Below are 12398 nucleotides of genomic sequence, written 5' to 3'. Positions count from 1 at the left end.
GATAGATATCATCTATCGGCTGACGAAACTTGGATATTGATCCACATGGCATCCCGTCGCAGAGCAGTGCCAAGACATTCGGAGTGCGAAACATCATGCCACGGGACATCCCGCAGCCAGAGGTGGACGAGATCCAGTCTCTCATCGACGCGCAACTGCATCTGGAAGGGCCGCTGCTGCCGATCCTCCACGCCCTGCAGGACGCCTACGGGATCGTGCCGGTGGCGGCTGTGCCGCTGATCGCCGCGGCGCTGAACATTTCCCGGGCGGAAGTGCATGGGGTCATCTCCTTCTATCACGACTTCCGCAGCCTGCCCGCCGGCCGCCACGTGGTGAAGATCTGCCGGGCCGAGGCCTGTCAGGCGATGGGCGGGGCGGCGCTGGCCGATCATGCCCTCGCCCGCCTGGGGGTGGAGTGGCACGGAACCACCGAGAACGGCGCGGTGACGCTGGAGCCGGTCTATTGCCTGGGGCTCTGCGCCTGCGGGCCGGCGGCGATGGTCGACGGCAAGCTGCTGGGCCGGGTCGATGCCGACCGGCTCGACCGCATCATCGGGGAGATCGAGGCATGAAGATTTACGTCCCCCTCGACAGCGCCGCCAAGGCGCTCGGCGCAGATGAGGTCGCGGCCGCCATCGCGGCAGAGGCCGAGGCGCGCGGGCTCGAGATCGAGCTGATCCGCAACGGCACCCGCGGCATGGTCTGGCTGGAACCGCTGGTGGAGGTCGAAGACGGTGGCGAAAGGCTGGCCTACGGGCCGCTGACCCCGGCCGAGGTTCCCGCCCTGCTGGACCGCACCCTGGACACGCTGGGCCGGGTCGAGGACATGCCGTTCTTCGCCCGCCAGACCCGGCTGACCTTCGCCCGCTGCGGGCTGACCGATCCGCTGTCGCTGGCTGACTATCAGGCGCATGGCGGGCTCTCCGGTCTGCGCCGGGCGCTGGGAATGACGGCAGAGGCCGTGGTCGACGAGGTCAAGACCTCCGGCCTGCGCGGCCGTGGCGGCGCCGGCTTTCCCACCGGCATCAAGTGGGACACCGTGCGCATGGCCCATGCGTCGCAGAAATACATCGTCTGCAACGCCGATGAGGGCGACAGCGGCACCTTCGCCGACCGGATGATCATCGAGGGCGATCCGTTCTGCCTGATCGAGGGCATGATCATCGCCGGGCTCGGCACCGGGGCGACCAAGGGATACGTCTACCTGCGCTCGGAATACCCCGTGGCGATCGAGTTGCTGCGCCAGGCGATCGACATCGCCCGTGCCGATGGGGTTCTGGGCAGCTCCGTCCTGGGCTCTGGCCGCAGCTTTGACATGGAGGTGCGGGTCGGCGCCGGCGCCTATGTCTGCGGTGAGGAAACCTCTCTGCTGAACTCTCTCGAAGGCAAGCGCGGCGTGGTCCGGGCCAAGCCGCCGCTGCCGGCGCTGGAAGGGTTCCTGGGCCGGCCGACGGTGGTCAACAACGTGATCTCGCTGGCCACCGTGCCGGTGATTTTCGAGAAGGGCGCGCAGCATTACGCCGATTTCGGCCTCGGCCGGTCCAAGGGCACCATCCCGGTGCAGATCGCCGGCAATGTGAAATACGGCGGGCTGTTCGAAACCGCCTTCGGCATGCCGCTGGGCGAGCTGGTGAACGATGTCGCCGGCGGCACCGCCAGCGGCCGGCCGGTGAAGGCGGTGCAGATCGGCGGCCCGCTCGGGGCCTATTTCGCCACCGCCGACTTCGACACCCCCTTCGGATACGAGGAATTCGACGGCCAGGGCGGGCTGATCGGCCACGCCGGCCTGGTGGTTTTCGACGACAGCGCCGACATGCTGCACATGGCACGCTTCGCGATGGAATTCTGCGCGGTCGAGAGCTGTGGTAAATGCACCCCCTGCCGGCTCGGCGCGGTGCGCGGGGTGGAAACGCTGGACCGGATTGCCGCCGGTGACACTGGCGCGGTGCCGCTCTTGACCGACCTCTGCGAGGTGATGAAGGACGGCTCGCTCTGCGCGCTGGGGGGGTTCACCCCCTATCCGGTGCTGTCGGCGCTGCAACGCTTCCCGGAAGAGTTCGGCACGGTGAAGGAGGCGGCGGAATGATCCTCTCTGTCAGCGACACATATTTCTTTTCTGAGCGCGAGGGCGCTTCCGCTCGGTGCCGGGCACAATCCTCGGTCGTTCTCAAATCCGTTGGAGGCGTGGCATGAAAGACTTCATCATCCCCTGGGACGACACCCGCGACATGGGCACGCCCGAGAAACACGGCAAGCCGGTCACGCTGATCATCGACGGGGTCGAGGTGACGGTGCCCGAGGGCACGTCGGTGATGCGGGCGGCGGCAGAGATCGGCACCCAGATCCCGAAACTCTGCGCCACCGACAGCCTCGACGCCTTCGGCTCCTGCCGGCTCTGCGTGGTGGAGATCGAGGGGCGACGCGGAACGCCGGCCTCCTGCACCACGCCGGTGCATCCGGGCATGGTGGTGCACACCCAGTCCGACAAGGTGCGCAAGATCCGCAAGGGGGTGATGGAGCTCTATATCTCCGACCACCCTCTGGATTGCCTGACTTGCGCCGCCAACGGCGATTGCGAACTGCAGGACATGGCCGGTGCCGTGGGCCTGCGCGACGTGCGCTATGCCGCGCCCGAGGGCGGCGCGCTGGCCAATCACTTCGAGGCGCGCAACACCTCCGGCGAAGCCAATCCGGAATGGCTGCCAAAGGACGATTCCAACCCCTATTTCAGCTACGATCCCAGCAAGTGCATCGTCTGCAACCGTTGCGTCCGCGCCTGTGAAGAGGTGCAGGGCACCTTCGCGCTGACCATCGAGGGCCGCGGCTTCGACAGCCGCGTCTCTCCCGGGGCGGCCGGCGACGATTTCCTCAGCTCCGACTGCGTCAGCTGCGGCGCCTGCGTTCAGGCCTGCCCGACCGCGACGCTGCAGGAGAAATCGGTGATCGAGATGGGCACGCCCGACCGGTCCGTCATCACCACCTGCGCCTATTGCGGCGTGGGCTGTTCCTTCAAGGCGGAGATGCAGGGCGATCAGCTGGTGCGGATGACGCCGTGGAAACACGGCAAGGCCAACCGCGGCCACAGCTGCGTCAAGGGCCGCTTCGCCTATGGCTACGCTACCCATCCCGACCGCATCCTGTCGCCGATGATCCGCGACAGCATCGACCAGCCCTGGCGCGAGGTCGGCTGGGAAGAGGCGCTGAGCTTCGCCGCCACCAAGATGCGCGGGCTGCAGGAGAAATACGGCCGCCGGTCCGTCGGGGTGATCACTTCCAGCCGCTGCACCAACGAGGAAACCTATCTGGTGCAGAAACTGGCCCGCGCGGTGTTTCTGAACAACAACACCGATACCTGCGCCCGGGTTTGCCATTCGCCCACCGGCTACGGGCTGGGCCAGACCTATGGCACCTCCGCCGGCACCCAGGATTTCGACAGTATCGAAGCTTCCGACGTGGTGCTGGTGATCGGCGCCAACCCGACCGACGGCCACCCGGTGTTCGGCTCGCGGCTGAAGAAGCGGCTGCGCCAGGGCGCCCAGCTGATCGTCATCGATCCGCGCCGCATCGACCTGGTGAAATCGCCCCATGTCCGGGCAGCCCACCATCTGGCACTGCGCCCCGGCACCAATGTCGCCGTGGTGACCGCGCTGGCGCATGTGATCGTCACCGAAGGGCTCTGCGACGAGAGCTTCATCAAGGAGCGCTGCGACTGGGACGAATTCCAGCAATATGCCGAATTCGTCGCCGACCCGCGCCACAGCCCGGAAGCGACCGAGATGCTGACCGGCGTGCCGGCGGCAGAGCTGCGCGCCACCGCGCGTCTCTACGCCAAGGGCGGCAATGGCGCGATCTATTACGGGCTGGGGGTGACGGAACATTCGCAGGGCTCCACCACCGTGATGGGTATCGCCAACCTCGCGATGCTGACCGGCAACATGGGCCGGCCCGGTGTCGGCGTGAACCCGCTGCGCGGTCAGAACAACGTGCAGGGCTCCTGCGACATGGGCTCCTTCCCGCATGAGCTGCCGGGCTATCGCCATGTCAAACTGCCCGAGGTACGCGCCATCTTCGAGGACGCCTGGGGGGTGGAGATCGATCCGGAGCCGGGCCTTCGGATCAACAACATGCTCGATGCCGCGGTCGAGGGCCGGTTCCGCGGGCTCTATTGCCAGGGCGAGGACATCCTGCAATCGGACCCGGACACCAAGCATGTGGCTGCCGGCCTCGCGGCGATGGAATGCGTCATCGTGCATGACCTCTTCCTGAACGAGACGGCGAATTACGCCCATGTCTTCCTGCCCGGCTCGTCCTTCCTGGAAAAGGACGGCACCTTCACCAATGCCGAGCGCCGGATCAACCGCGTGCGTGAGGTGATGGCCCCCAAGGCGGGATATGCCGACTGGGAAGTCACCCAGCTGCTGGCCAATGCGATGGGGGCGGACTGGCACCACACTCACCCGTCGCAGATCATGGCGGAGATCGCCGCAACCACGCCCAGCTTCGCCGGGGTCACCTACGATCTGCTGGATCAGAAAGGCTCGATCCAGTGGCCCTGTAACGAGACCCACCCCGAGGGCACGCCGATGATGCATGTCGACGGCTTCGTGCGCGGCAAGGGGCGGTTCATGATCACCGAATATGTGGCGACGGACGAAAAGACCGGGCCGCGCTTCCCGCTGCTGCTGACCACCGGCCGGATCCTCAGCCAGTACAACGTCGGCGCCCAGACCCGACGGACCGAGAATGTGATCTGGCACGATCAGGACGTGCTGGAGATCCATCCGCATGACGCCGAGGTTCGGGGCATCCGCGATGGCGACTGGATCCGCCTGGCCTCGCGCTCGGGCGATACCACGCTGAAGGCGCTGATCACCGACCGGGTCAGCCCCGGCGTGGTCTATACCACCTTCCACCACCCGGAGACCCAGGCCAATGTGATCACCACCGACTATTCCGACTGGGCCACCAACTGCCCGGAATACAAGGTGACCGCGGTGCAGGTGAGCCCGTCGAACGGGCCGAGCGACTGGCAGGAGGCCTATAGCGCCCAGGCGGAGAAATCCCGCCGCATCCTGCCGGCGGCGGAATAGGCCGATGCGCCGCCCCGCCCATTCCACCGCCCCGGGCCTGTCGGTCCAGCGCGACGGCGCCCGCCGGGTAACCCGGGCGCTGCCCGAAGAGGTGCCGGTGGCGATGGTCTTCGACGGCACCACCCAGGCGGTGATGATGGCCAGCCCGACCGATCTGGAGGATTTCGCCACCGGTTTCGCGCTGACCGAGGGCTTCATCGAAACCGCCGATCAGATCGCCGAACTGGAGATTGCCCATCACGCCAAGGGGATCGAGGCGCGCTTCTGGCTGAACCGGGCGCAGGGCCAGGTGCTGGCGGCGCGGCGTCGCAGCATGGCCGGGCCGGTGGGCTGCGGGCTCTGCGGGATCGATTCCATCGATCAGGCCATCCGGCCTCTGCCCCGGCTGCGCTCGAATCTGCGGCTGCACCGCGATCAGGTGGCGCAGGCCAGCGATACGCTGCGCCACTGGCAGCCGCTGCACGACCGCACCCGTGCGGTCCATGCCGCCGGCGCGCTCGGTCCCGACGGCCGGATCACCTGTGCCCGCGAGGATGTCGGCCGCCACAATGCGCTCGACAAGCTGATCGGCGCGCTGGTGCGCGGCGGACAGGACCCGGCGCAATCGGCCTTCGTCATCACCTCGCGCGTGTCGGTCGAAATGGTGCAGAAGACCGTGATGGCCGGCTGCCCGGTGCTGATCGCCGTCTCCGCCCCCACCGCGCTGGCGGTCTCTCTGGCCGAAGAGGCCGGTCTGACGCTCGCCGCCTTTGCCCGCGGCGGCGGGTTCGACCTCTATGCCCACCCGCAGCGTATCGAGACAGGAGCCACCGATGTCGCCTGATCAGGCCGATGCCAATCCCCCCCGCAAGCTGATCGCCATGGCCAATCAGATCGCCACCTTCTTCGCCTCGCAACCCGGGGGGACGCAGGCCGAGCAGGTCGCCGATCACATCAACGATTTCTGGGATCCGCGCATGCGCGCCCGGATTTGCGCCTATGCCGCCGCTGATGGCGCCGGGCTGGAGCCGCTGGTGCTGGCGGCGATCCCCTCGATCCGGGTGCCGGAACTCCAGGACTGACCGCCGGGGGCGCGCGGTAGCCACAGGGCCGGACCCTGAGGGTCTTTGCCCTCGGGCCGCGGCCTCACCCCGTGATCTCGCCGGCCGGAAAAGACCCCGGGCCGACGCTACGTTCCGTTGCACCGGAGCGCGCTTTGCGCCTATACGCGTCGGGTCGGCGCGACACGGGAGCAAAGCATGAGCGAGCAGATCTGGGACAGCAGCCTGCCGGAGATGGATTTCGGCCCCTTCAACCAGATGGTCGGGGTGACCCTGGACGCCTGGGCGCCGGGGGCTGCGCGGGTGGTCTTCGAGGTCGAGGAAAAGCATCTGAACGGCCTCGGCATCGCCCATGGCGGCGCCGCGATGACGGTGCTGGATTTCGCAATGGGCATGGGTGCATCCTACAGCGAGAGCGGCGCGCCGCGTCGGCGCTGCGTCACCCTGTCGATGAACACGCAGTTCATCAAGGCGCTCACCCCGGGCCGCGCGGTGATCGAAAGCCGCAAGGTCGGCGGCGGCGCCAAGACCTTTTTCATGGAAGCCGAGCTGATCGATGCCGCCGGCGACGTCTGCAGCCGGGCCCAGGGCGTGTTCCGGCTGGCCAAGATCGGCGACTGAGGCGGATCAGGCGGCGTCGATCACCGCCCTGATCTCAGCCGCTGAGAGCGTTTCCTTTTCCAGCAACAGCGCCGCGGTGCGTTCCAGGACCGGGCGCCGCTCCTGCAGCAGGGCGACGGTGCGGTCGAAGACGCCGGCCATGATCCGGCGCACCTCTGCATCCACTGCCGCCGCCGTCGCCTCGGAATAGCTGCGCTCCTGCGGGCCGTAATAGGGCTGGTCACCGGCGAGAAACGCGCGGCGGTCCTGTTCCAACGCCACATGACCCAGCTGCTCGTCCATGCCGTAGCGGGTGACGATGGCGCGGGCGATATCGGTGATCTTGACCAGATCGTCCGAGGCACCGGTGGACAGGTGAGAATAGACCACCCATTCCGCCGCGCGCCCGCCCATCAGCACGCACATCTTGTTCTCCAGCTCCTCCCGCGTCATCAGAAAGCGGTCCTCGGTCGGGCGCTGGATGGTATAGCCGAGCGCGCCGATGCCGCGCGGAATGATCGAGACCTTGTGGACCGGATCGACCCCCGGCAGGGTCATCGCCACCAGCGCATGGCCCATTTCGTGATGCGCAACGATATCACGCTCGCGCGGGTTCAGCAGCCGGTTGCGTTTCTCCAGCCCGGCGATGATCCGTTCGATGGCGTTGTTGAAATCCTCCATCGTCACCGCATCGCCCTTGCGCCGGGTCGCCAGCAGCGCCGCCTCGTTCACCAGATTGGCCAGATCGGCGCCGGTGAAACCGGGCGTCAGCGCTGCGATCTGTTCGGGCTTCACATCGGCGGCGATCCTGGCCTTGGCCATGTAGATTTTCAGGATCTGCTCCCGCCCCACCCGATCCGGCCGGTCGACCAGAACCTGCCGGTCGAAGCGGCCGGCGCGGAGCAGCGCCGGATCGAGGATCTCGGGCCGGTTGGTGGCCGCCAGCAGCACCAGCCCGGAGGAGCTGTCAAACCCGTCGAGTTCGACCAGAAGCTGGTTCAGCGTCTGTTCCTTCTCGTCATGGCCGCCGGCCATCGGCCCGATGCCACGGGCCCGGCCCATGGCGTCGAGCTCGTCGATGAAGATGATCGCCGGCGCCTTCTGGCGCGCCTGCTCGAACAGATCCCGCACCCGGGCTGCCCCGACCCCCACGAACATCTCGACGAATTCGGAGCCGGAAATCGAGAAGAACGGCACCCCCGCCTCACCGGCGACGGCCTTGGCCAGCAGCGTCTTGCCGGTGCCCGGCGGGCCCACCAGCAGGATCCCCTTCGGCATCCGCCCGCCCAGACGGTTGTGATCGGCCGGGTTCTTGAGGAAATCGACGATCTCGACCAGTTCGTCCTTGGCCTCGTCGATACCGGCGACATCGGCAAAAGTGACACCGGTATCGCTCTCGACATAGACCTTGGCCTTGGACTTGCCGATCTGCATCAGACCGCCGCCCATGCCGCCCCCGCCCATCCGTTTCAGCATGAACATCCAGATGCCGACGAACAGCAACACCGGCAGCACCCAAGAGGCCAGATCGCGCAGGAAGGTGTTTTCGATCTGGCCGGTGACCACGACATTGTACTGCTGCAGATCCTGGGCGAGCTGCGGATCGACCCGGGTGGTCACGAACATCGGCCGGCCGTCCACCGGGTCCTTGAAACTGCCCTGGATGAACCGGTCCGACACCGCGACCTCGGTGATCTTGCCGTCCTTGAGATAGGTTTCGAACTGGCTGTAGGGGATCGTGGCGATCTGGGTTGCCGAGACATAGAAATACTGGATCGCCATCACGGCGAAGAAGGCCGCGACCCAGTACCACATGTTGAATTTTGCTTTTCCGTTCATCTGCGGGCCTTTCGATTTGCGCCGATCCTAGGCCGAAGCGGAGGGAGGAGCCATCCGCGATCGTTGGCTGTGCGCCCGTGACGCGGCGTGTCGCGGCCCGGGCTGGGGCAGACCGGCCATGGCCCGATCCGGGTGCAAATGGAGGTACGCGCCGGCGTGCCTCCGCGCGATCGGACAAATTCAGATCAATTTGCGGGCAAATACGTCGCCATCGCCCAGGAAATACGCACCGCCCCGCCGCGACGCCGCCCAGACCCGCATCAGGATTGCCCGAATGTCCATGTTGAACAGACGCTGATTTTGCCCTCCGGGAGCGATCCCGACAAAAATAATGAAGGAGGGCGTGTGACGGCCATGCTGAGGTGGAACCAGACCGGCCGCCACACAGGTGCAACAAGAAGTTGCGGGGGAGATTTAAGGTTGCATTTTCATGCATTCAAGCCTGTGTCTTGCCCTCGCGGGGAGTATTTTATGACTTTTCTGAAACGCGCACTGTTCGCGGGCACGGCGCTCGCGGCGATGAGCACCGCGGCGGCTGCGGCCGATTGCCCAATCAAGGTCGGGGTGCTGCACTCTCTCTCCGGAACGATGGCGATTTCCGAAACCACGCTGAAGGACACCATGCTGATGCTGGTGGACCAGCAGAACAAGAAAGGCGGGGTCCTGGGCTGCGAGCTGGAGGCCGTGGTGGTCGATCCGGCCTCGGACTGGCCGCTCTTCGCCGAGAAGGCGCGCGAACTGCTGACAGTCCATAATGTCGATGTGATCTTCGGCAACTGGACCTCGGTGTCGCGCAAATCGGTTCTGCCGGTGATCGAGGAGCTGAACGGGCTGCTGTTCTATCCGGTCCAGTACGAAGGCGAGGAAAGCTCGAAGAACGTGTTCTATACCGGCGCGGCGCCGAACCAGCAGGCGATCCCGGCAACGGATTACTTCCTGGATGAGCTCGGGGTGGAGAAATTCGCGCTGCTGGGCACCGACTATGTCTATCCCCGGACCACGAACAACATCCTGGAAAGCTATCTCAAGGCCAAGGGCATCGCCGCAGAGGATATCTTCGTCAACTATACCCCCTTCGGTCATTCCGACTGGTCCAAGATCGTCGCCGACGTGGTGGCGCTGGGGGCCGACGGCAAGAAGGTGGGCGTGATCTCCACCATCAACGGCGACGCCAACATCGGCTTTTACAAGGAACTGGCCGCGGCCGGCGTCTCCGCCGACGATATCCCGGTTGTCGCCTTCTCTGTCGGCGAGGAGGAACTCTCCGGTCTCGATACCGCCAACCTTGTCGGCCACCTGGCGGCCTGGAACTACTTCATGTCCGCCGATACCGAGGCCAACGCCGCCTTCATCAAGGAATGGCACGCCTTCATCGGTGACGACACCCGCGTGACGAACGACCCGATGGAAGCCCATTACATCGGCTTCAACATGTGGGTGAACGCGGTGACCGAGGCGGGCACCACCGACGTGGACGCGGTGCGCGAACATATGTGGGGCCAGGAGTTCCCCAACCTCACCGGCGGCACCGCCAAGATGGGGGTGAACCATCACCTGTCCAAACCGGTGCTGATCGGCGAGATTCAGGCCGATGGCCAGTTCGACATCCTCAGCCAGACCGATCCGGTGCCGGGCGATGCCTGGACCGACTACCTGCCGGAATCGGCGGTGCTGAAGTCGGACTGGAAGGATCTGGGCTGCGGTATGTACAACACCGAGACCGAGACCTGCGTGCAGATCAAGTCCAACTACTGATCCTGCTTATGACCCGGGGCCGCCACGGTGCGTGTCCCCGGGACCTCCTCCCGCCCCTTGTTCCGAGCGTTGCTGCCCATGTCGATACGATCCCGGATCGTCGCCCTCCCCGCATGCCTGCTGCTGGGCCTGACCCTTGTCTGTGCGGCCCTCGTGCCGGCCCCCGGCCAGGCGCAGGACACCGCGGCCGGACCGATCCAGTCGGTCCTGCAGGCGCACCGCGCGCTGATCGAGAAAAGCTCGCGCAAGACTGTGGGCGAGGCGATCGACGCCATCACCGGCTCCGGCCTGCCCCAGGCACAGAGCGTGCTGGAGAGCTGGCAGGCCAAGGAGATGTGGCAGCGCGAGACCGACGGCTATTTCTTTCGTGGCCGGGAAATCGACCGCGATACCGTGCAGCTTTACGATTTCGACAGCGGCGCCGATCTGGGGCCGGTGCCGGATGACGATCTGAAACAGCTCAAACCCAATTCCGGGGTGCGCGGGCTGATCGGCGCGGCGCTGGTGCGCTTCCAGCTGACCGACCCCGACCCGGAGAAACGCCGCGCGGCGCTGGACGCCATCGCCCGCGATGCGGAGGCCTCGCACCTCGACGCCATCGCCGCATCCATCGCCGGCGAAACGGATGCCGCGATCAAGGCCGCCAAGGAACGCACGCTGCGGCTGCTGACCATCCGCTTTTCCGACGTGGAGAATGAACGGCTGGCGGCGATCCGCTCCTTCAAGGGCGATCTCGGGGTCGATGCGCGCGCCGCGCTGAACCCGCTGCTGGCGACCAAGGTTTTGTTTTCGCCCGAGCCGCCCGTCGGCAATATCGCCCATCAGGTCAGCCCCGGCGGCGCCGAGCTGAGCGTGGCAGAGGCCCATGCGATGATGGTGACCGCCGGCGCCACCCCTGCGCTGCCCGGTGCCGCCGAGCGCAAGGCGACGCTGATCGCCCATATCGACGGCGGCAAGGTCGGCGGTGTGCCGATCGGCCAGCTGGACACGCAGGCGGCCCGCGACCGCGCCTATGCCGCGCTGGCCGAGGCGGGCGTGGTGGCCCCCTTCACCCCGGGCCAGACCGAGGCCGACGCCGTGGCCTCCGGCCGGTTCTGGGCCGTCTATGACGAACCCTCCGCCGCCATCACCGACGCGGCGGCCGAGACGCTGGCGGCGATCTCCACCACCGTCGGCGTCAACCAGGCGCTGGATCTGACGCTGGATGCGCTGTCGCTCGCCTCGATCTATTTCCTCGCCGCGATCGGGCTCGCCATCACCTTCGGCGTGATGGGGGTGATCAACATGGCGCATGGCGAATTCATCATGATGGGCGCCTATACCGGCTATGTGATCCAGCAGATCGTGCCGGATTACACCCTGTCGATCCTGCTGGCGATCCCGGTGGCCTTCGCCGTCACCTTCGCCGCCGGGGTGGCGATGGAGCGGCTGGTGATCCGCTGGCTCTATCACCGGCCGCTGGAGACGCTGCTGGCAACCTTCGGCATTTCCATCGCCCTGCAGCAGCTGGCCAAGAACATCTTCGGCACCCAGGCCCGGCCACTGACCGCCCCGGCGTGGCTGGACGGCGCCTGGGCGCTGAACGACGTGGTGGGGATCTCCTATATCCGCATCGCCATCTTCGTCCTCGCGCTGGTGTTCCTGGCCATCTACCTCTGGATCATGAACCGGACCCGGCTGGGGCTGGAGACGCGGGCGGTAACCCAGAACCCGAAGATGGCGGGCTCCATGGGGATCAACCCCGACCGGGTCAACATGCTGACCTTCGGGCTCGGCTCCGGCATCGCCGGGATCGCCGGCGTCGCCATCGGGCTCTTCGCCAAGGTCACCTCCGAGCTCGGTCAGGATTACATCGTGCAGAGCTTCATGACCGTGGTGGTCGGCGGCGTCGGCAATGTCTGGGGCACGCTCGCCGGTGCCACGCTGATCGGCTTCCTGCAGAAGGGCATCGAATGGCTGAACCCGTCCAACACGCTGGCGGCGCAGACCTACATGATCATCTTCATCATCATCTTCATCCAGTTCCGGCCGCGCGGGATCATCGCGCTCAAGGGCCGCGCGGCGGGGGATTGAG

General features: G+C 66.4%; 9 protein-coding genes. 8 read left to right on the top strand and 1 reads right to left on the bottom strand.

Translation table 11 applies throughout. From position 1 onward, the window contains the following. The first annotated feature begins 95 nt into the window (after positions 1–95). From QO033_RS11105 to QO033_RS11080, 6 genes are all read left to right on the top strand, one after another. On the top strand, positions 96–572 hold the full coding sequence (locus tag QO033_RS11105) for a formate dehydrogenase subunit gamma (RefSeq protein WP_284481043.1): 477 nt from the start codon (positions 96–98) through the stop codon (positions 570–572). After that, complete coding sequence (locus QO033_RS11100; RefSeq protein ID WP_284481042.1) at positions 569–2086, top strand: formate dehydrogenase beta subunit; 1518 nt, start codon at positions 569–571, stop codon at positions 2084–2086. Before QO033_RS11105 ends, QO033_RS11100 begins: the two co-directional genes overlap by 4 nt. 103 nt (positions 2087–2189) lie before the next feature. Further along, a complete protein-coding gene (gene fdhF / locus QO033_RS11095; RefSeq protein ID WP_284481041.1) occupies positions 2190–5090 on the top strand; it encodes a formate dehydrogenase subunit alpha in 2901 nt (966 codons plus the stop codon). Positions 5091–5094: 4 nt separating this feature from the next. Then, positions 5095–5913, top strand: coding sequence for a formate dehydrogenase accessory sulfurtransferase FdhD (gene fdhD / locus QO033_RS11090; RefSeq protein WP_284481040.1), 819 nt, complete (start codon positions 5095–5097; stop codon positions 5911–5913). Then, positions 5903–6151: a formate dehydrogenase subunit delta gene (locus QO033_RS11085; RefSeq protein ID WP_284481039.1), complete on the top strand. Its 249-nt coding sequence runs from the start codon at positions 5903–5905 to the stop codon at positions 6149–6151. Before fdhD ends, QO033_RS11085 begins: the two co-directional genes overlap by 11 nt. Before the next feature lie 177 nt (positions 6152–6328). Continuing rightward, a complete protein-coding gene (locus QO033_RS11080; RefSeq protein ID WP_284481038.1) occupies positions 6329–6751 on the top strand; it encodes a PaaI family thioesterase in 423 nt (140 codons plus the stop codon). A 6-nt stretch (positions 6752–6757) separates the two neighbouring features. Here QO033_RS11080 and ftsH read toward each other — a convergent pair whose 3' ends face one another. Beyond that, complete coding sequence (gene ftsH / locus QO033_RS11075; RefSeq protein ID WP_284481037.1) at positions 6758–8569, bottom strand: ATP-dependent zinc metalloprotease FtsH; 1812 nt, start codon at positions 8567–8569, stop codon at positions 6758–6760. A gap of 471 nt (positions 8570–9040) precedes the next feature. Between ftsH and urtA the strand changes: the two genes are divergently transcribed. Both urtA and urtB read left to right on the top strand, forming a co-directional pair. Next, entirely contained in the window at positions 9041–10324 is a 1284-nt protein-coding gene (urtA, locus tag QO033_RS11070) for an urea ABC transporter substrate-binding protein (RefSeq protein ID WP_284481036.1), read from the top strand. Positions 10325–10402: 78 nt separating this feature from the next. Beyond that, on the top strand, positions 10403–12397 hold the full coding sequence (gene urtB, locus QO033_RS11065; protein WP_284481035.1) for an urea ABC transporter permease subunit UrtB: 1995 nt from the start codon (positions 10403–10405) through the stop codon (positions 12395–12397). Position 12398: the final 1 nt, after the last annotated feature.

The sequence above is a fragment of the Pseudodonghicola flavimaris genome (assembly GCF_030164425.1).
GTDB lineage: Bacteria > Pseudomonadota > Alphaproteobacteria > Rhodobacterales > Rhodobacteraceae > Pseudodonghicola > Pseudodonghicola flavimaris.
The sequence above is the reverse complement of the archived record's forward strand: the minus strand, read 5'-3'. Positions and strand labels throughout refer to the sequence as shown.